Source organism: Pseudokordiimonas caeni, from assembly GCF_026719705.1.
Classification (GTDB): Bacteria; Pseudomonadota; Alphaproteobacteria; order Sphingomonadales; family Kordiimonadaceae; genus Gimibacter; species Gimibacter caeni.
The window spans coordinates 251,222-270,727 of record NZ_JAPPRR010000004.1 but is presented as its reverse complement, the minus strand read 5'-3'; the positions used below and the strand labels follow the sequence as shown (position 1 = coordinate 270,727).

At 62.0% G+C, this 19,506-nt stretch carries 16 protein-coding genes; 12 read left to right on the top strand and 4 right to left on the bottom strand.

The annotated features are described in order from the left end of the window. Positions 1–27: 27 nt before the first annotated feature. From folP to OU694_RS16110, 5 genes are read left to right on the top strand one after another with little or no spacing between them, the layout of a single operon-like run. The gene (folP, locus tag OU694_RS16130; protein WP_308912046.1) at positions 28–1,149 is read left to right on the top strand and encodes a dihydropteroate synthase; all 1,122 of its coding nucleotides are present in this window, start codon (positions 28–30) and stop codon (positions 1,147–1,149) included. 36 nt (positions 1,150–1,185) lie between these two features. After that, positions 1,186–2,532, top strand: coding sequence for a phosphoglucosamine mutase (gene glmM, locus OU694_RS16125; RefSeq protein WP_308912045.1), 1,347 nt, complete (start codon positions 1,186–1,188; stop codon positions 2,530–2,532). Continuing rightward, complete coding sequence (gene thiD / locus OU694_RS16120) at positions 2,529–3,353, top strand: bifunctional hydroxymethylpyrimidine kinase/phosphomethylpyrimidine kinase (protein WP_308912044.1); 825 nt, start codon at positions 2,529–2,531, stop codon at positions 3,351–3,353. Before glmM ends, thiD begins: the two co-directional genes overlap by 4 nt. Next, the gene (locus OU694_RS16115) at positions 3,350–4,117 is read left to right on the top strand and encodes an alpha/beta fold hydrolase (protein ID WP_308912043.1); all 768 of its coding nucleotides are present in this window, start codon (positions 3,350–3,352) and stop codon (positions 4,115–4,117) included. The genes thiD and OU694_RS16115 overlap by 4 nt, the downstream gene beginning before the upstream one ends. A 55-nt stretch (positions 4,118–4,172) precedes the next feature. Beyond that, positions 4,173–5,438, top strand: coding sequence for a serine hydrolase domain-containing protein (locus OU694_RS16110; protein WP_308912042.1), 1,266 nt, complete (start codon positions 4,173–4,175; stop codon positions 5,436–5,438). Here the strand turns inward: OU694_RS16110 and OU694_RS16105 are convergent, their stop codons facing one another. After that, on the bottom strand, positions 5,439–6,881 hold the full coding sequence (locus OU694_RS16105; protein ID WP_308912041.1) for an alpha/beta hydrolase: 1,443 nt from the start codon (positions 6,879–6,881) through the stop codon (positions 5,439–5,441). It abuts the gene before it with no gap. A 143-nt stretch (positions 6,882–7,024) separates the two neighbouring features. Between OU694_RS16105 and OU694_RS16100 the strand changes: the two genes are divergently transcribed. Further along, positions 7,025–8,536 (top strand): LytTR family transcriptional regulator DNA-binding domain-containing protein, encoded by a 1,512-nt coding sequence (locus OU694_RS16100; RefSeq protein WP_308912040.1) that lies wholly within the window; start codon positions 7,025–7,027, stop codon positions 8,534–8,536. On the opposite strand, the gene OU694_RS16095 is transcribed toward OU694_RS16100, so the two are convergent. After that, positions 8,533–9,048, bottom strand: a complete 516-nt coding sequence (locus OU694_RS16095; RefSeq protein ID WP_308912039.1) for an EF-hand domain-containing protein — start codon at positions 9,046–9,048, stop codon at positions 8,533–8,535. The two genes, OU694_RS16100 and OU694_RS16095, sit on opposite strands and share 4 nt — an antisense overlap. 274 nt (positions 9,049–9,322) lie before the next feature. On the opposite strand from OU694_RS16095, the gene OU694_RS16090 reads away from it, so the two are divergent. From OU694_RS16090 to OU694_RS16065, 6 genes are all read left to right on the top strand, one after another. Then, the gene (locus OU694_RS16090) at positions 9,323–10,501 is read left to right on the top strand and encodes a phosphoserine transaminase (protein WP_308912038.1); all 1,179 of its coding nucleotides are present in this window, start codon (positions 9,323–9,325) and stop codon (positions 10,499–10,501) included. Positions 10,502–10,575: 74 nt separating this feature from the next. Beyond that, a complete protein-coding gene (gene serA, locus OU694_RS16085) occupies positions 10,576–12,153 on the top strand; it encodes a phosphoglycerate dehydrogenase (protein ID WP_308912037.1) in 1,578 nt (525 codons plus the stop codon). Positions 12,154–12,183: 30 nt separating this feature from the next. Beyond that, positions 12,184–13,359, top strand: a complete 1,176-nt coding sequence (locus tag OU694_RS16080; protein WP_308912036.1) for an ATP phosphoribosyltransferase regulatory subunit — start codon at positions 12,184–12,186, stop codon at positions 13,357–13,359. A 61-nt stretch (positions 13,360–13,420) separates the two neighbouring features. Continuing rightward, a complete protein-coding gene (locus OU694_RS16075) occupies positions 13,421–14,713 on the top strand; it encodes an adenylosuccinate synthase (RefSeq protein WP_308912035.1) in 1,293 nt (430 codons plus the stop codon). A gap of 136 nt (positions 14,714–14,849) precedes the next feature. Further along, on the top strand, positions 14,850–16,874 hold the full coding sequence (locus OU694_RS16070; RefSeq protein ID WP_308912034.1) for a protein kinase family protein: 2,025 nt from the start codon (positions 14,850–14,852) through the stop codon (positions 16,872–16,874). Positions 16,875–16,886: 12 nt separating this feature from the next. Further along, the gene (locus tag OU694_RS16065) at positions 16,887–17,390 is read left to right on the top strand and encodes a hypothetical protein (protein WP_308912033.1); all 504 of its coding nucleotides are present in this window, start codon (positions 16,887–16,889) and stop codon (positions 17,388–17,390) included. 24 nt (positions 17,391–17,414) lie between these two features. Here the strand turns inward: OU694_RS16065 and rpoH are convergent, their stop codons facing one another. Together rpoH and OU694_RS16055 are read right to left on the bottom strand one after the other, a co-directional pair. After that, the gene (gene rpoH, locus OU694_RS16060; protein ID WP_308912032.1) at positions 17,415–18,320 is read right to left on the bottom strand and encodes an RNA polymerase sigma factor RpoH; all 906 of its coding nucleotides are present in this window, start codon (positions 18,318–18,320) and stop codon (positions 17,415–17,417) included. A 122-nt stretch (positions 18,321–18,442) separates the two neighbouring features. Next, positions 18,443–19,498: an RluA family pseudouridine synthase gene (locus tag OU694_RS16055; protein ID WP_308912031.1), complete on the bottom strand. Its 1,056-nt coding sequence runs from the start codon at positions 19,496–19,498 to the stop codon at positions 18,443–18,445. Between the last annotated feature and the right edge of the window lie 8 nt (positions 19,499–19,506).

The following is a 19,506-nucleotide window of genomic DNA, read 5'->3' as shown; positions in this document are numbered from 1 at the left end:
AGACCCCGACTTCGGAGGAAAGCCGCGATGCCATCCCTCGACCTCATGACCCTGTCCGCCGACGCGCGGGCCTATCTCATCCCGATGGGCGGCGTGCGGGAGCCGGGGGCAGCAGGCTGGCGGCTTGGCAGCAGCGGCCTGCGCTATCCGCTCGCCCGGTTGATCGTGCGGCTGGACCGTGACCGTGTGGTGGACCGTATCCTGCCTGTGGCAGAGGTCGAAGCCCTCGCCATGCCCGATGCGATGCGTGCGCGGGTGGAGGCGCTGAAGGCGGGCCTTGCCGCCCCGCGTGTGCCGCTGACGCTCGAAGGCGGGCGGATGCTTGCCATGACGCGCCCGCTTGTGATGGGTATCCTGAATGTGACGCCCGACAGTTTCTCCGACGGCGGCAAACATCTTGATCCCGAAGCTGCCATCGCGGCGGCGCGGGCCATGCGCGCAGCAGGGGCCGATATCATCGATGTGGGCGGCGAGAGCACCCGGCCGGGCGCCAAACCCGTGTGGGAAGGCGAGGAAGCCGAGCGTATCCTGCCGGTGATCCGTGCGCTTGCCGGTGATGGCACCCCGATTTCGGTCGATACCCGCCATGCGTCCGTCATGGAAAAGGCGCTCGCCGCTGGCGCCCATATCATCAATGATGTCAGTGCCCTGACGCACGATCCTGAAGCACTGAGAATCGCATCGGAATCGACCGCGCCTGTGATTCTGATGCATGCGAAGGGCGAAGCCGCCGACGTGCCGGATTATGATGACCTGCTGCTGGAGGTTTTCGACTTTCTGGAAGCGCGGATTGATGCCTGCGTGGCGGCAGGTATCGCGCGCGAGCGGATCGTTGTCGATCCCGGTATCGGTTTCGGCAAGGCGGTGCTGAAGGATAATCTGGCGCTCATGAACAATCTGGCGCTTTTCCACACCCTCGGCGTGCCGCTGCTGGTAGGTGCTTCTCGCAAACGCTTCATCGGTGCGGCGACGGGGGTTGAGGAAGCGGACAAGCGCCTCGCAGGTTCGCTCGCTGCCGCAACCCATGCCGCGGCTCAGGGCACTCACATCCTGCGGGTTCATGACGTTGCCGAAACGGTTGAAGCCATGAAACTGGCACAGGCCTTCCATGATGCCGCCATGATGGACGTGCCAATGGAAGATGATTAAAGTGGCGTCAACGCGCGAACCCAGGGACAGTTTCCAATGAGCAAACGCAAGTATTTCGGCACCGACGGCATCCGCGGACGGGTCAATGAAGGCCATATGACACCCGATGTGGCGCTACGCATCGGCCTCGCCGCTGGTAAGGCCTTTGTACGCGGCGACCATGTGCACCGCGTGGTGATCGGCAAGGATACCCGCCGGTCGGGCTATATGTATGAGCCGGCCCTGGCTTCGGGCTTCGTGGCGGCAGGCATGGATGTGATCCTTGTGGGGCCGATGCCGACCCCGGCCATCGCTATGCTTGTCAAATCGCTGCGCGCTGATCTTGGTGTGATGATTTCGGCAAGCCACAATCCGCACGACGACAATGGCATCAAATTCTTCGGCCCCGATGGCTACAAGCTTTCGGACGAGCAGGAACTGGCGATCGAAGCCATGATCGACGGCGACACCAGCGATATCCTGCAGCCGTCCCTCACGCTCGGCCATGCCCGGCGACTGGATGACGCGGGTGGGCGCTATGTGGAATTCGCCAAGGCAACGGTACCTTCGGGTGTCACCTTCGACGGCCTCAAGGTGGTTGTCGATTGCGCCAACGGGGCAGCCTACAAGGTGGCGCCGACCGTGCTTTGGGAACTGGGCGCTGACGTGATCCCGATGGGTGTCAGCCCGAATGGTTTCAACATCAATGCCGAGTGCGGCTCCACACACCCCGAAGCCATGTGCGAACGTGTGCGCAAGGAAGGCGCCGATCTTGGCATTGCACTTGATGGCGACGCCGACCGGCTGATCCTGTGTGACGAGAATGGCAAGATCGTGGACGGCGACCAGATCATGGCGCTGATCACCCGCAACTGGGCGCGGCGCGGCATCCTGAAGGGCGGCGGCCTTGTCGCCACCGTCATGTCGAACCTCGGGCTCGAGCGCCTGTTGAAATCGGAAGGCCTGACGCTGGAACGCACGGCGGTCGGCGACCGCTATGTGGTTGAACGCATGCGCGCCGGAGGCTTCAATGTGGGCGGCGAGCAATCGGGCCATGTGGTGTTGTCGGACTTCACGACAACCGGCGACGGGCTTGTCTCTGCCCTGCAGGTGATGACCGAAATCGTCCAGTCCGGCCAGAAGGCGTCGGTCGCCTGCAAGCAGTTCGAAGCCGTGCCGCAGCTTCTGAAAAGCGTGCGCTACAAGGCTGCTGACCCGCTCTCCGACGCCAAGGTGGCTGCGGCGATCAAGGCGGCGGAGGCAGAGCTCAACGGATCCGGCCGTATCCTCATCCGCAAGTCAGGCACCGAGCCTGTGATCCGCGTGATGGCGGAAGGCGACGATGACGCAATGGTCGCCCGTGTCGTTCACACCATAGCCGACGAGATCGAGGCAGCCCGTTGACGACAGAGAAGCCTTCGGGCCGGGTGCTGATCATCGCCGGATCGGATTCGGGCGGCGGGGCAGGCATTCAGGCCGATATCAAAACGGTGACCCGCTTCGGCGCCTATGCCGCAACGGCGGTGACGGCCATCACCGTGCAGAACACACTTGGCGTATCGGATGTACACCCAATCCCGGCGCCTGTCGTGGCTGCGCAGATCAGGGCAGTGCTCGACGATATCGGCGCCGATGTAGTGAAAACCGGTATGCTGGCAACGGCGGAACTTGTGCATGCGGTGGCCGACGTGCTTGAGGCATCCGGCTTCAAGGGGCTGCTGGTGATCGATCCTGTGATGGTCGCAACGTCCGGTGACAGGCTCCTTGCCGATAATGCGGTCGAAGCGCTGAAAACCCGGCTCATCGCGCGCGCCGATGTGGTGACCCCTAACCTGGATGAAGCTGCAGTGCTGACTGGCCGGCCGATCCATTCGCCCTTCGATATGGCGCGGGCAGGGCAGGAAATTCTCGCCCTTGGCGCCAGGGCGGCGATCATGAAGGGCGGGCATCTGGAAGACGAAACGGTGACAGATCTTCTTGTCACCGCCGACGATATCAAAAGCATCGAAGGCGCGAAGGTCGATACGCGCCACACCCACGGCACCGGCTGTACGCTGGCAAGCGGCGTGGCGGCGGCGCTGGCGCTTGGGGACGATCTGCCCACCGCCTTTGCCCGTGCGCGCGGCTTTGTGGCAAACGCGATCGCCGCTGCACCCGGCTTCGGCAAGGGGCATGGCCCGCTTGGCCACGCGACAGCCGAAGTGCCGGAAGGGGGCGATGCATGAACGAGCTTTTCACCCGTGTGCGCGGCGAGGGACCGGTTCTCCTCATGATGCACGGCCTCTTTGGCTCGGCAGATAACCTTGGGGGCATTGCACGTATTCTGGAGGAAGACTTCAGGGTCATATCTGTCGACATGCGCGGTCATGGCCGCAGCCCGCATGGCGGTGATATCAGCTATCCCCATATGGCAGCCGATGCAGCGCGCGTGCTGGATGCCCATGGCGTGGACAGCGCCTTTGTGTTCGGCCATTCGATGGGTGGCAAAACGGCGATGCAACTGGCGCTTTCGTATCCGGAACGTGTGTCGAAGCTTGTCGTTGGCGATATCAGCCCCGTCGCCTATCCGCGCCATCACGAGCGCATTCTGGAAGGCATGAAGGCGGTGGCAGCGGCAGCCCCCGGCAGCCGGGCGGGGGCAGAAGAACTGCTCGCGCCCTATGTGGACGAGCCTGAAGTCCTCAGTTTTCTCCTCACCAACTGGCGCCGCCGCGAGGGGGGAGACGCATGGGGATGGCGACTCGACCTTGACGGAATCGTCAAAGACTATCAGAATCTGATGGCCGGCAACGAGGGGGCGCCTTATGCCGGCCCCGTTCTGTTCCTCAGGGGCGGTGACTCGGATTATATCCAGCCGTCGCACAGGGAAGCGGTTCTCGCGCTTTTTCCGGCGGCTGAGGTAAGGACGATCACCGGCACCGGTCACTGGCTGCATGCCGAAAAACCGGACCTTGTTGCGCGGACGATCCGCAAGTTTTTACTGGGATGAAACCTTTTGGCCTCAATGTAAGGCCATGTGCATCGAGTTAGGGAGGACGCGCGTCGTGCGGGTCAAGGGCTTCAGGAACATCATGCGGGCTGCTCTTCTGGGTGGTCTTTCGCTGGCGGTGGCAAACACCGCGGCAGCCTTGCCGCTGGGCGAGGCGATCAGCCGGTTCCAGGGCCAGTTCAGCGACGAGATGCGACAGGCCGGTGCGCCGGGGGCAGCCTGGGTGATCGTGGAAGGCGACCGTGTTGCCGGCATGGGCACCTGGGGCATCAAGGCGCAAGGGAGCCCGGAGCGTGTCACCGAAAACACCGTTTTCCGTCTCGCCTCCGTATCGAAAACCTTCGCGGCCAGCCTGACGACGATCCTTGTGAACGAGGGCCGCATCTCGCTTGATGCGCCGGTGGCGGGCTATGTGCCGGCGTTCCAGACCAAATATGCCTCCACGAAATCGGCACTGACGCTTCGGGACGTGCTGTCGCACCAGACCGGTTATGTGCATAACGCTTATGACGGCATGATCGAAGGTGGTCGCACGCTCGACCAGATCCTGCCTTACTTCGGCACGCTGAAGCCGAACTGCAAGCCCGGCACCTGCTACGGCTACCAGAATGTGCTTTTCTCGATTGTCGAGCCGGTCGTCGAGAAATCGACGGGCAACCCCTATGAAAAGCTGATCCGCGACCGGCTGTTCATGCCGCTTGGCATGAATACGGCGTCGGTTGGCTATGATGGCTATCTGCAGTCGCCCGACAAGGCGTCGCCCCATGTGCTGATCAAGAAGCGCACCTACCGCAAGACGCGGGTGAAGGATACCTATTATCACTTCAACCCGGCGGCGGGGGTGAATGCCAGCATCACCGACATGTCCAAATGGCTGTCGGCCCAGCTTGGCACCCGCCCAGATGTGCTGCCGGACGGCCCCATCAGCATGATGACGAAGAAGGAAGTCCGTACCCTTCGGGAAATGTCCAAGCGCCGCTGGCGGCCCTATCTCACGAACGCGCACTATGGCCTTGGCTGGCGCATCTATGATTTCGGTGATGATACGCTCGTTTATCATTATGGCGCAGTCGAGGGCTTCCGCGCGCTGGTCGCCTATTCCAAATCCCGCAATGTGGGCATCTCGATCCTCACGAACGGCGGTTCGAACGAGATTGACGAGCTGAACGTGGCCTTCTGGGCAGCCTTGCAGGCGAACGAGGTGGCCGACGCCACCCCGATCCCCGTCAAGCAGAAAGCAGTCATCAAGGTCGCTGCTGCCGCCCCGGCCAAATCCCGTTTCCCGGCAGTGCTGCCGAAAGCGAAACCGGCGCGACCCTGATCACATCGGTGGCATCACCGTAAAATCCGGCAGGTCGACCCTGATCTCTGCCGGGATATAGCCTTTCCCTTCAAGGAAACTGTGGATCGCCAGATGCACATCGGGTGACGCCATGAACAGGTTGTGGCCGGCATTGCGGACGGTGACACGCGTGGCGTTCGTGAGGCCCGCTGTGGCCTCTTGCTGGCTTTCCGGATAGGTGCGGCCGTCCAGTGTGCCGCTCAGCACCAGCACCGGCGTGTCGCCCGCGGGATTGGTGCGGAAATCGTCACCCAAATCCAGCCCCGGCCATACGCCTGCCACCTGCGGCATCGGGAAATTCAGATAGTCGGCCAGAAGTGATGACTTCGCCTGTTCGCGGACAAGCGTCAGGCGCGCTTCACTGACGCCCGATGCCATATCCATCGCGGTCGGCATCGCCGACATGCCGATGGGCGGGCGCGGATTGAAGAAGCGGAAGATCAGGTTGGCGGCAAGCGTCGCGTCGCCCGCGTCGACCATAGAATAGACGGCAAGCAGGACAGCAATATTTTCGGGGTCAGAAATCAGCGCGGAGGCCAGCGATTGTAAATGCCCGCGCTGCAGAAGGAAGGTGGTGCCTTCTTCACTGGGAACGGCGACGATCATCGGTTCCCTGTTGAGCCGGGCATGCACGCGCCGCATCAACCCTGCGATATCGGGATACAGTGCCTTCGCCTTAGGCTGGGTATTGATCGCCGCCTGTACCCGCGCGAAATAGGCGTCGGTGCGCTCCGGCAGTTTCACGGTCTGGTCAAGCCCTTCGACGCTCGCCAGAATCGCGCGGTCGACCTCATCCGGGATTTCCTTCAGGGCAGCAAGCGCCAGGTGCGTGCCATAGGAAATGCCCCAGAGCGTGATCCGCTCCGCCCCCAGTTCCCACCGGAGGGCGGAAAGGTCCTGCACGCTTTCAAGCGTTGTGTAGCCCGCGAGGTCGATACCCTGATCCCGCCAGAAGGTGCCGCATTCCGCCGTCGCCGTGCGATACAGGGCCATATAGGCGGCGTCGCTCACGGGTTCATCAATCGGCACAGTAACCGAGGACGAACAATGGGACAGGCGGGTGGACTGGCCTGTGCCGCGCTGGTCGAAGGCGATCACATCCCCATGCTGGCGCAAGGCCATGAACAGGGGGAAGCGCTGTCGCTCCGCCGTGCCGCTGCCCGGCGCGCCCGGCCCGCCTGCCAGATAGACGATGGGATTGCCGTGCTTTTCACCGGTCGCTGGAAAGCGGATGTAGGAAAGGGTGATCTTGCGGCTCTCCGGGTTGGCCCGATGCTCCGGCACCTCGAATGTGCCGTGGAAAGCTTCAACCTTCTCGCCGCTCCCTGCGGTGAAGGTGATGGGCTCTTCCGCCGCCTGCGCCGTGGCGGCGATAGCGCAAAGGGCTATGGCAATCAGGGTGTTTCTTGTTGTCGGATTCATGCTGTCGTTTCCCAGTGTGATGTTGGATCGCAGCCCCAACCAGACCGGGAAAGCAGCCCTCATGCACGTGCCCGCCGGTGAACGGCGGCGTGGGGTCGGTCAGCGGTCGTGACTATCGGTGGGCGGCAGGCTAGGGTCCGTGAATGATCAGACGCATTCTCACACCGCTCTTGCTGCTCCTCGGGGCCATGCCTGTCTTCGCCGACGCCTATGTGATGATTGACACAAGCCATGTGGATGCCTGCCCGGCGACAGGAGAGAGCACTCCGCCCGATTTTGCCGGTGAGGACTGCCGGCAGGTGTCCTTCTGGGACATTGATCCGCAAGCAGTGCACCTGTGGCTCAGGGCGCGGGTGGTGCTTGGCGACGAGCAGCTTGGGGCCGATGTGCCGCTCGGGCTTTATGTTTCAGGCAAGGCATCGAGCCGGGTGTGGCTGAACGGCGTGAAGCTGGGCGAGAATGGTGTCCCCGCAAATACCCCTCAGGCAGAAGTGCCGGGGCAGATGGATGCCGTTTTCTATGTGCCGCAGGCGATGCTCAAGCGAGGCGAGAATGAAATTGTGCTCGAGCTTTCAGGCCACCACGGCCTTCTGCATCTGGTGCAGCCGCTGCACTTCATCATCGTCGGGCCCTATTCGGACGGGCCGGGGATCGCTGTTTACACACCGTGGGGCAGCCTTGTTGCCTTCGGCATCCTGATCGTTGGCGGGCTTTTCTTTCTGGTAAGCGCTGTACGCGGGGAAGACCGTGAAGGGTCTGTCCTGCTTTCTGCAGCTTCCTTTTTTGCTGCATCCCAGCTTTTTGCGGAGATCGGCCGCAGCTTCATCGCCTATGCTTACCCTTGGCACGACGTGCGGTTGATGGCGATCCTTGGTTGCGCGTTCCTTTTCAGCCTTTGTCTGGCGGCCAATCTTCTGCTGCGGCTGACCGGTCTTTCAAGGACGAGGCGTTATCAGGCGCTCGCTGGTGTTGCCGCCTTGATGCTTGCCATGGCGGCGGCTTCGCAAGGCTTTGATGGCATGACGCTCGCTGTCCTCACCGTGCCGATCCTTTTGGGGTTGGGGCTCGGCATCTGGCAGGCCTTCAGGCGGCGGCGCGGGGCCATCTCCTATGCACTGGCGTTCGCGGTGTTGGGGGTGCTTGTCTGGTGGCAGCCTGACCGGTTCCTCGATGCCTATCTCTATTATGCAATCGCGGCGCTTCTTCTGTTTCTCTTTTACCGGCAGGCCATGCTGCTCGCAGACCTCAGACGGGAACGGCGGCAACTGGCGCGGCGGACCGAGCATCTGGAGTTCGTGCTGGCGCAGGCGGAGCAGAAAGCGGAACCCGTGCGGCTTGAAGTCACGTCAGGTGGCCAGACACGCTATGTTTCCACCGACCGGATCGTTCAGTTCAAAGGGGCGGACGATTATGTGGAAATTCATTTCGAGGACGGCACCACGAGCCTTTTTAACGGCACGCTCGCAGCACTTGAGGAAATGCTGCCGGAAGCCTTCCTGCGCATTCACCGCTCGCATATCGTCAATACGGCTTATGTGCAAAGCCTGACCCGCGACAGCAACGGCGCGGGTCAGATCGAGTTTGCAAACGGAACATCAGCCCCGGTCAGCCGCCGGATATTGCCGAAGGTGAAATCGGCGCTGGCTGCATCCTAGAAAGGTTCGGGCTCGACCTGCGGCTTGCGGCGGTTCTTGTCTTTTTCGCGCGGCTGTATGTCGAAACGGGCGGTATCGCGCATCAGGGCGGTGAGTTCCTCGTCGGAAAGGATGCAGTTCTTGTCGATATCGGCCGCGAGGAAAGTGTTGTCGGCGGGTGCGGCGAACTCCGGCAGGTCCAGTACCTCGTCCCCGTTCTTGTCCAGCAGTTCGAACCGGTGGAACACATAGACGCGGTCTTCGAACGGGGCGGCGCGGAATTCGTCTTCATCGAGCGTGCGGGAGCCGTCGGTGTCCAGCTGTTCGAAAAGCTTGCGGCGCGCGATGGCCGTGTCGTCGCAGTCGGCGATGCCGTCGCCGTTCTGGTCGAATCGTTCCATCAGGCTCGCCTTCAGTGACTTCGCAACCTCGGGCGGGATCGGGCGGGGCGGCGGGCCTTCGCGGCGGCCACCACCACAGGCGGCAAGGCTGAGGGCGAGGAGGGTGGAGACTGCAAGACGCTTCGAGACCAAGACGGGCCCTTTCTTCTGAGTGACTTGCCCCTGATACGGCAACGAGGGGTTTCGGCCTTCGGGGCAGTGAAGACCAAAGCGCCGCGCCTGTCACGCAATAATCTGCGCTCGGGCGTCGGGCTCGCGCAAGATAGTGATTGTATCGGTTTTGCCTTTCGGATAGTGTCCGCCGCGGACACATCCCCCGACTGGGATGCCGCCGTCTGGAAGGTCGGCACAAACCCCGGGACACGCTGCCCCAACGCAGCGCTCCTATCTGTAAGGATAGACCAAAATGACTACGGCAACCAACGCCACCAAACCGACCAAAAAACCGGCTCGCCCGGAATTCTCGTCCGGCCCCTGCGCCAAGCGCCCTGGCTGGACCCTCGATGCCCTTGAAAATGCCCTCCTTGGCCGTTCGCACCGTTCGAAGCCCGGCAAGGTTCGTCTCAAGGATGCCATCGACAAAACCCGCGAAATTCTGAAAGTCCCCGCCGATTATCGCATCGGCATCGTCGCCGCCTCCGATACCGGTGCGGTCGAGATGGCCATGTGGTCGCTTCTGGGCGCCCGCGGCGTGGACATGCTCGCCTGGGAAAGCTTCGGCTCAGGCTGGGTCACCGATGTGGTGAAGCAGCTGAAGCTTGCCGACGTGCGCAAGTTTGAAGCCGGCTACGGCGATATCGTTGACCTTGCCGCGGTCGATACCGACCGCGATGTGGTCTTCACCTGGAACGGCACCACCTCGGGCGTGAAGGTTCCGAACGGCGACTGGATCAAAGCTGACCGTCAAGGCCTCACCATCTGTGATGCCACCTCGGCGGCCTTCGCGATGGACCTGCCTTGGGACAAGCTCGATGTTGTGACCTACAGTTGGCAGAAAGTGCTCGGCGGGGAAGCCGCGCACGGCGTGCTGATCCTGTCCCCCCGCGCTGTCGAGCGGCTGGAAAGCTACACGCCCGCATGGCCGATGCCCAAAATCTTCCGCATGACCAAAGGCGGGAAGCTGATCGAGGGCATCTTCACCGGCGAGACGATCAACACCCCTTCGATGCTCTGCGTTGAAGACTATATCGATGCGCTTGATTGGGCGGCTGAAATCGGCGGCCTTGACGGCCTCATCGGTCGTTCGAACGCCAACCTCAAGGTTCTCGAGGACTGGGTTGCCAAAACGGACTGGGTCGATTTCCTCGCCGCCACCCCCGAGACACGCTCCAACACCAGCGTGTGCCTGAAGGTCGTGGATGCCGAAGTGGTTGCGGCCGACGCTGAAAAGCAGGCGGCTGTGGCCAAGAAGATCGCTTCGCTTCTGGATGCTGAAGGTGTGGCCTACGATATCGGTGCCTATCGCGATGCCCCGGCGGGTCTGCGCATCTGGGCCGGTGCCACGGTGGACGCGGCCGACCTTGAAGCGCTGACCCATTGGCTCGACTGGGCCTTTGCCTCGGCCAAGGCATCCGTCCTCGCCTGATTTCCAGCGATTGCCGCGGGGCTGCTGATGGCCCCGCCTTTCCCGTAGAGACATATTTCCGAAAGGATGAGATCATGCCCAAGGTGCTGATTTCCGATAAAATGAGCCCGCTTGCCGAACAGACCTTCAAGGAAGCAGGCGTTGAAGTTGACTACAAACCCGGCCTCACCAAGGAAGAGCTGGTAGCGATCATCGGCGAATACGATGGCCTCGCCATTCGTTCGGCCACCAAAGTGACCCCGACGATTCTGGCCGCCGCCAAGAATCTGAAGGTGATCGGCCGCGCCGGTATCGGTGTCGATAACGTCGACGTGCCGGCGGCCACCAACGCCGGTGTGGTGGTGATGAACACCCCCTTCGGTAACTCGATCACGACGGCAGAACATGCCATTGCCCTGATGCTGGCGCTCGCCCGTGAAATCCCGCAGGCAAATGCGTCGACGCACGCCGGCAAGTGGGAAAAGTCGGGCTTCATGGGGGTGGAGCTGACAGGCAAGACCCTCGGCCTGATTGGCGCGGGCAACATCGGCTCGATCGTGGCTGACCGCGCGCAGGGCCTGAAGATGAAGGTCGTAGCCTTCGACCCGTTCCTTTCGGCCGAACGTGCGGCTGACCTTGGTGTGGCGAAGGTTGAGCTTGACGAACTGTTCAAGCGCGCCGACTTCATCACGCTTCACACCCCGCTCACCGACCAGACCCGCGGCATCATCGGCAAGGCGGCCTTTGAGAAGATGAAGAAGGGTGTCCGCATCATCAACTGTGCCCGTGGCGGCCTGATCGATGAAGCAGCCCTCAAGGACGCGCTCGACAGCGGCAAGGTGGCCGGTGCCGCCCTTGACGTGTTCGCCGAAGAACCCGCAAACGAGAACGTTCTCTTCAACCATCCGAAAGTGATCTGTACCCCGCACCTTGGCGCTTCGACGACCGAAGCACAGGTCAATGTGGCGCTGCAGGTGGCCGAGCAGATGGCCGAATATCTGATGACCGGCGGCGTGACGAACGCGCTGAATATGCCATCCGTGTCGGCCGAAGACGCACCGAAGCTGAAGCCTTACATGGCGCTTGCCGGCCAAATCGGTTCGTTTGCCGGGCAGCTGACGGAACACGGCCTGAAGAAGATCACGGTGGAATACGAAGGCCATGTGGCGGAACTGAACACCAAGCCGCTGACTGCCGCTGTGCTGCAAGGCCTCCTGTCGCCGCTGATGACCAGCGTCAACATGGTCAACGCGCCCGTGATCGCCAAGGAACGCAATATCGACGTGACCGAGACGAAGCACGACCGCGAAGGCGACTATCAGACCCTGATCAAGCTGACGGTCGAAACGGAGCACCAGACCCGCACGGTTTCGGGCACCCTGTTCGCGAACGGCGCGCCTCGCATCGTGGAAGTGAACGGCGTGCGCATGGAAGCCGAGCTGGCGCCGAACATGCTCTATGTCATCAACAATGACAAACCGGGCTTCATCGGTGCACTCGGCACGCTTCTCGGCCATAATGGCGTCAACATCGCCACCTTCGCGCTCGGCCGTCGGGTCGAAGGCGAAGAAGCAGTGTGCCTTGTGGCGGTGGACCAGCCGATCAAGGACATTGTACTTGACCAGCTGACCGCTCTCGCTCATGTACGTCAGGCGAAGAAACTTTCGTTCTGACATAGGGCTTACAGGGAGGCAGGGTCTGTCATGACCGCTCCGAAAGACAAGATGGCGGGTGTTCAATACGCCCGCCTCGCACTTTTACCGGATGGATTCCGCGACACGCTGGCGCCCGCGGCCGAGCATGAAGCCTCGGTCGTGCGCGCGCTTGTGGACGTGTTCCAGACCTATGGATACGCGCGCGTTTCGCCGCCCCTTGTCGAATATGAAGACAGCCTGATCGCCGGACCAGGGGCTGCGAAGACAAAGGCAATGTTCCGCCTGATGGACCCCGACACCCAGCGCGTGATGGCGATCCGCACCGATATGACCGTGCAGGCCTCGCGGCTTGCCGCCACGCGGCTTGCCGATGCGCCGCGGCCCTTGCGGCTTGCCTATGCCGGCAGCTGCCTGCGCGTGAAAGGCAGCCAGATTCGCCCCGCACGTCAGTTTTTCCAGGCAGGGTTCGAGCTGATCGGTTCGACAAGCCTTGAAGCCGAGGTCGAGGCCCTGGTGCTGGCGGTCGAATCGCTGCATGCCGTTGGCATCAACGAGCTGACGGTTGATCTCACGCTCGCCCCCATCATCGGGGTGCTTGCTGAGCAGTTCAAACTCGAAGGCGACGCCCGCGACGCGGCCGTCGGTGCGCTTGATGCCAAGGACATCGGCGCGCTTGACCTGTTCGACGGCGCCGTGCGCGAAACCTTTGCAGGGTTAATCTCGGCCGCAGGCACTGCGGCACATGCCTTGCCGCGGCTTGAGGCGCTGTCCCTGAAAGGGCATGCAGGCAAGCTGACCGCGCGCCTCGCCCGGCTCGTGGACGCGATCCAGACCCGCCTGCCGGATGTAGGCATCACAGTCGATCCGTGCGAGACCCATGGTTTCGAATACAAGACCGGCATCGGATTCGCGCTGTTCTCGCGTTCGGCACGCGGCGAGCTTGGCCGGGGCGGGCGCTATCTTGTTTCCGCACCCGATGGCTCCACCGAGGAAGCGGTCGGCTTTTCGGTCTATCTCGATGTGCTGATGGCGGCACTGCCAGCACCGGCGCAGACCGATCTTGTTTATGTGCCTTATGAGGCAGGCCACGCGGCGGCCGCAAAGCTGCGCTCGGAAGGCTGGCGGGCCATTCAAGGCTTGACAGAAGAGGCCGATCCGCTCAAAGAAGCGCGGCGCCTCGGCTGCACACATGTGCTTGCCGGGGACAAAGTCGTTTCTGTCTGACATTTTCAGCGCGAAATCCGGCCCGTATCGGGCCTTTCCAACGGTGATAAGGGGTATAGTCATGGGCAATGTGGTAGTCGTCGGGTCCCAGTGGGGCGACGAAGGCAAAGGCAAGATTGTCGATTGGCTGTCCGAACGCGCCGACGTGGTTGTGCGCTTCCAGGGCGGGCATAATGCCGGCCACACGCTGGTCATCGATGGCAAGGTCTATAAGTTGTCGCTGCTGCCTTCGGGCATTGTGCGCGGTGGCAAGATCAGCGTTATCGGCAACGGTGTCGTTGTTGATCCGTGGGCGCTCCTGAAGGAAATCGAGGCGATCAAGGGGCAGGGTGTGGATGTATCCCCCGCCAACCTGCAGATCGCTGCCAACGCCACCCTCATCATGCCCTACCACCGCGATCTTGATGGTATTCGTGAAGACGCCACCAAAGGCGTGAAGATCGGCACCACCCGCCGCGGCATTGGCCCCGCTTACGAAGACAAGGTCGGTCGCCGCGCCATTCGCGTGTGTGACCTGCAGTCGCGCGAGATCGTGGAAGCCCGCCTTGAAGTCGCGCTGACACACCACAATGCGCTGCTTCGCGGCCTCGGCCATCCGGAGATTGATGCGAAAGCCATCGCCGACGATCTGATGGCGCTGGCGCCGAAGATCCTGCCCTATGTGTCGAACGTCTGGCGCACGCTGGATGAAGCCCAGAAGGCCGGTTCGAAAGTCCTGTTTGAAGGCGCGCAGGGTACGCTTCTGGACGTCGACCACGGCACCTATCCATTCGTCACCTCGTCGAACACGATCGCGGGGCAGGCCTCGGGCGGTTCGGGCATGGGGCCGGGTTCGCTCGGTTACATTCTCGGCATCACCAAGGCCTACACCACTCGCGTGGGGTCGGGCCCGTTCCCGACCGAACTGAATGACGAAATCGGCCAGTATATCGGCGAGAAAGGCCGTGAATTTGGCACAGTGACGGGCCGCGCACGTCGCTGCGGCTGGTTCGATGCCGTGCTGGTGCGCCAGTCGCTGACCATTTCGGGCGTGCATGGCATTGCGCTCACCAAGCTTGACGTGCTTGACGGCCTTGACGAGATCAAGGTTTGCGTCGGTTACAAGCACAAGGGTGAGGTTGTCGATTACCTGCCCTATGGCATGGAAGATCAGGCCGCTGTCGAGCCCGTTTACGAGACCCTCGAAGGCTGGAAAGACAGCACCTATGGTGCGCGTTCGTGGGCCCAGCTGCCCGCTACGGCAATCAAGTATATCCGCCGGATCGAGGAACTGATTGGCGTGCCCGTGGCGCTTCTGTCGACGAGCCCCGAGCGCGACGACACGATCCTCGTGCGGGATCCCTTCCTCGGCTGAGGCTATAGGGCAGCCTTATTAACCAATTGCATCGTCACGGCGTTTCCGCCAAAGTACCGACCATGTTTGGGCATCGGTTTACTGGCGGCGGGGGGCGCCGGCAGAGACCGCTGTCTGGCGCAGCGGAGATGGCGTGGTGAGTAGCGAACAGGTTCCGGTGCCAAACGAGGCGAACGCGTTCAGCGAACGCTTCCGCATCGATACATCGAAGCCGCTGCCCGAGTTTTCAACCCCGGGCGGCGACGCCTATATGGTTGTGGATGCCGAACATCCCGACCGGGCCTATTATGCGCTTGTGCACAATCCTGCCATTTCGGTCCGCAATACGGTTTTCAAGTATCTGTCCGATGATCCTGTTGCCTCGCTGATCTGCCCGATCGAGCGCGGTCTGATGAATGTCGATCTGCCGGGTGGACTGAAGCAGCGGCTTGTCACCATTTTCGAGCGCCCAACCGGCGGTGCGCTCCTCGGTCCCAAGGGTGAGGTCCATCCCAAACTCAACACGGGCCGCCTGCGCCAGAGCATCGCACTGCAACTGCTGAAAGCGCTCGCTGGCCTTCACAAGCGCGGCGTCTATCACCGTTGCATCCGGCCAACGGCTATCTATTTCGCCAACAAGGAAGGCGAGGATATCGTGCTCGGCGAATGCTACAGCACGCCGGCCGGCTACAAACAGCCCATGGGGCTTGAACCTTTGGAACTTGCCTTCGCACAGGAAGCAGGGCGCGGGCAGGGCAGCGAAGCGGCGGACTATTACCAGCTTGGTGCCACCCTGCAATGTCTCTATTTCGGGGAAATGCTTTGGTCCGGCAGGGATAGGGACAGTCTTCTCACCGCACGGGTCAACCAGGGCTCCTTCTGGGCGCTCTCCGGTGGGCGGGACGTGCCGGGTACACTTGGGGTTCTGCTGCGTGGGCTGATGGCGGACGAGCCCGAGGCCCGCTGGATTGCGGCGGATGTCATCGGCTGGTACGAGGGCAATACCGCCCCGAAGCGCACCCCGATGAAGTCGTGGGCGATGAACCGGCCCTCCAAGTTTGAAGGCACAGCCTATGTCGATCGCCGCTTGTTGGCCGACGCCTTCGGGCGGAACCCGCTTGCAGCGGCCAAATTTCTCCGCAAGCTCGATTTCCCGATGTGGGTGCAGCAAAGCCTGCGTGATGTGATCTTCACCGAGAAGCTGGACCGAGCCCTTGCTGTGCGCCCCGGCGACACGATGGGCGCCGGCCGCAATGCCGAGTTCGAGATGGTGGCGCGGGTCTGCATGTTCCTCGATCCCACGGGACCTGTCCGTTACAAGTCTTTGTCGCTGTTCCTCGATGCTTTTCCGGCCGTCGTTGCCGATGCCTTTGCACGGGACGATAAGGATGCGCTCGCGGCCCTTGACGAACTTCTTGATTCTGCCTTCATCGCCACCCTCGTAGATATCGCGGCGGACAAGAGTGGCCGCCTGCATGGTCATTCGACGGCGCTGCGCAAATATTTCGACATGTCCAGCAGCCGCCAGCTCGGCAAGGGGATGGAACGGGTCCTGTACGAGCTTAACTCTGCCTTGCCCTGCCAGTCTTCGCGGTTCAAAAGCGTCTGGATCGGATCTGTCAGGCAATTGATCATGGCGCTTGACCGCCTTGCCGGTGCCGGCGGCGGCGACACGGCCATGTATGACCGGCATATCGCCGCCTTCTGTGCTGTGCACGGGCTGGATCTCGAACGTTACATCAACCAGATGGCGGCGGCACAGGGTGACCCCGCCCGCTTCAACACCATCGTGGCCGAGTTTTTCGGAACCCTGCAGGCGCAACTCAAGATACCATCACTGCCAAACCTGACAGCCAAGGTGACGCAGGGGCTGGGGGCGGCGATCAAGAAGCTGCGCAGCAAGTCGCGGCGCGAGGCAGTCGAGAAGCTTGTCGAAAAGGTCAAGAAGAGCGGTGATATCGCCCGCCTTGTGCGTGAGGTGAACGTCAGCCGGTTGAGCCATGAGGATGCAGCCGAATTCGCACAGGCGCGTCAGGCCATGATCCAGATCGAGCGGGACCGCATGCGCCTTGCCCGCAAGATGACGGCGGCAGACCCGGAAGCCCAGCAAAAGGGCCTGAAGGTAGCCCGCCTGATTGCCACGGCGCTCGCGGTTTTCGGCCTGACACTGGTGATCCTGTAAGGAGTTGAATGGATGGCGCGCAGAGGCGGCAACAAGCAGATCAGGATGCGACGGGTGCCCAGCGTGGGTGCGCGGTTGATGCCGCTGTTTCTTTTACTGGTGGCAGGCCTTGCGATCTTCAGTATGCCGGCCGCCACGCTTCTCTGCTTGGGCATGATCCCGACGATTGTGATTGTCTATACGGCGACGGGCATCTATGCCGGGCTTAAGGCGCAAGTCGTCGGCCTGTCGAACTTAGCGGGTGTTCTGGCTGCTATTTCAGGCCCAAGCCAGCAGGTGATGAATCCGCCAGTCTTTGACACATATGGTCTCGCGCTCGCTTTTGCCGGCGCCGCGCTCGGCTATATCCTTGTTTTCATGGGGCCCGTTGTGGCTGCCATCGTCCTTCAGAGCTTTTCGCAAGAACGGCTGCGGCAACTGACAAAGCAGCGCCAGACGCTGATTGAGCAATGGGGCGGCGAAATCCTGGCCGGCCCTGCAGAAACGAAACCCGACCACGAAGGGTCGGGTTCCTGATCATTTGAATTTTGCGGGTGCCGCTCAGGCGTCGACCAGATTGCCGGTGCCCGTCGCCTCAGCGGCTGCCCGGATCGCCTTCTGCACTTTCTCGAAGGCGCGGACCTCAATCTGGCGGACGCGTTCGCGGCTGATGCCATATTCCTGGCTCAGGTCCTCAAGCGTGGTGGCGGGGTCGGTCAGGCGGCGTGCGGTGAGGATGTGCCGTTCGCGCTCGTTCAGATCCTTCATGGCATCAACCAGAAGGGCACGGCGCTGGTCCATCTCTTCCGCTTCGGCCACGATCGTTTCCTGATCGGGGCTCTCGTCCACCAGCCAGTCCTGCCATTCACCTTCCGTATCAGCCTTCAGGGGCGCATTCAGCGAATGGTCCATTGCCGAAAGGCGTCCGTTCATGGTGATGACGTCATCTTCCGAAACCGCAAGCTCGGTCGCGATCTTGGTGATCTGTTCGGGCTTCAGCGTGGAATCGCTTTCGTCCAGTGCAAGGATCTTGCCCTTCAGGCGGCGCAGGTTGAAGAACAGCTTTTTCTGCGCGGCGGTGGTGCCGATCTTCACGAGTGACCAGCTGCGCAAGATATATTCCTGAATGGCGGCGCGAATCCACCACATGGCATAGGTGGAAAGGCGAAAGCCCTTTTCGGGGTCAAAACGCTTCACCGCCTGCATCATGCCCACATTGCCTTCGGAAATGAGGTCGGCAATCGGCAGGCCATAGCCGCGATAACCCATGGCGATCTTGGCCACCAGCCGCAGATGCGAGGTAACGAGCTTGTGGGCAGCCTTGCTGTCCTCATGTTCGGCCCAGGCCTTGGCAAGCATATATTCCTCGCCCGCATCCAGCATGGGGAAACGGCGGATTTCCTGCAGATATTGGCTGAGGCTTCCTTCCGGGGACAGGGTCGGCAGATTGCTCTGAATCGCTGTCATGCTTGGTTCCTCTCTTGTCGCAAACGCTTCGGTTTCTGACCGAATTTCTTCTCATGACCATGCAACAAGCCACCGTCTCCGTCAAATCACCTTCCGATGATCGGCGGGCGGGGTGGCTTCTTTCAGGTATCGCTGAGGCGCAGCGGATCAAGCGCGCCGAGAAGCGACATCATGTCATGTGGGAGTTCGCTTTCAAATCTCAAGGTCTCGCCGGTCACCGGATGCACAAATCCGAGCACACGGGCATGCAGCGCCTGCCGGGTGAAGCCAAGGATGGCGCCGCGCGCCGCCGCAGGGGTGGTGGAGGGCAGCTTGTGGGTGCGGCCGTAAACAGGGTCGCCCACAAGCGGATGGCCGATGTGGGTCATATGTACGCGCACCTGATGGGTACGACCCGTTTCCAGCTTGCATTCGATGAGGACTGCCACAGGATGACCGTTGTGGGCGAAGGCATGGATGGTGCGATAATGGGTCGCAGCCCATTTGCCGCCCGTCGGCGTCACCGCCATGCGTTTGCGGTCCACCGGGTGGCGGGCGATATTGCCCTCGATGCGGCCGGCAACGGGTGACGGAATGCCGCGGCAGATAGCGGCATAAAGCCGCTCGATACTATGGTCGGCGAACTGTGCGGCCAGCCCTGCGTGGGCCTTGTCATGCTTCGCCATTACCAGAAGGCCGGAGGTATCCTTGTCGATCCGGTGGACGATGCCGGGACGCTTCACGCCGCCGATGCCCGAAAGGCTGTCACCGCAATGGAAGAGGAGCGCATTGACAAGCGTGCCATTGGGGCTGCCTGCGGCTGGATGCACCACCATGCCCGGTGCCTTGTTGACGACGATCAGGTGTTCGTCCTCGTAAACCACATCCAGCGGGATATCCTCGGGCAGTGGCAAGGGTGCTTCGGGCGGCGGAATGACAACCGAGAAAGTCTCGCCGGGTTTGACCGCGCGCGAGGCGCTGAGTATGGTGCCGGGGGCATTGGCGCCGTTGAGGCGCACATTGCCTTCCTCGATGAGGGCCTTGATCCGCGAGCGTGACAGGTCGGCGAAGGCTTCGGCCAGAAACCGGTCCAGCCGGCCGCTGCCACCTTCGGGCACCGTCGCGCTCAGGCTGGTTGCTGCGGCGTCGGCGCCGTCAAGCTCATCATCGTCGATTTCGTCGTTCGGCTTCTCGTTCATGGAGACAC

Coding starts and splice junctions, on each gene's coding strand:
- folP (WP_308912046.1), top strand. CDS start 28: ATGCCATCCCTCGACCTCATGACCCTGTCCGCCGACGCGCGGGCCTAT.
- glmM (WP_308912045.1), top strand. CDS start 1,186: ATGAGCAAACGCAAGTATTTCGGCACCGACGGCATCCGCGGACGGGTC.
- OU694_RS16115 (WP_308912043.1), top strand. CDS start 3,350: ATGAACGAGCTTTTCACCCGTGTGCGCGGCGAGGGACCGGTTCTCCTC.
- OU694_RS16105 (WP_308912041.1), bottom strand. CDS start 6,881: ATGAATCCGACAACAAGAAACACCCTGATTGCCATAGCCCTTTGCGCT.
- OU694_RS16100 (WP_308912040.1), top strand. CDS start 7,025: ATGATCAGACGCATTCTCACACCGCTCTTGCTGCTCCTCGGGGCCATG.
- OU694_RS16090 (WP_308912038.1), top strand. CDS start 9,323: ATGACTACGGCAACCAACGCCACCAAACCGACCAAAAAACCGGCTCGC.
- serA (WP_308912037.1), top strand. CDS start 10,576: ATGCCCAAGGTGCTGATTTCCGATAAAATGAGCCCGCTTGCCGAACAG.
- OU694_RS16080 (WP_308912036.1), top strand. CDS start 12,184: ATGACCGCTCCGAAAGACAAGATGGCGGGTGTTCAATACGCCCGCCTC.
- OU694_RS16075 (WP_308912035.1), top strand. CDS start 13,421: ATGGGCAATGTGGTAGTCGTCGGGTCCCAGTGGGGCGACGAAGGCAAA.
- OU694_RS16065 (WP_308912033.1), top strand. CDS start 16,887: ATGGCGCGCAGAGGCGGCAACAAGCAGATCAGGATGCGACGGGTGCCC.
- rpoH (WP_308912032.1), bottom strand. CDS start 18,320: ATGACAGCGATTCAGAGCAATCTGCCGACCCTGTCCCCGGAAGGAAGC.
- OU694_RS16055 (WP_308912031.1), bottom strand. CDS start 19,498: ATGAACGAGAAGCCGAACGACGAAATCGACGATGATGAGCTTGACGGC.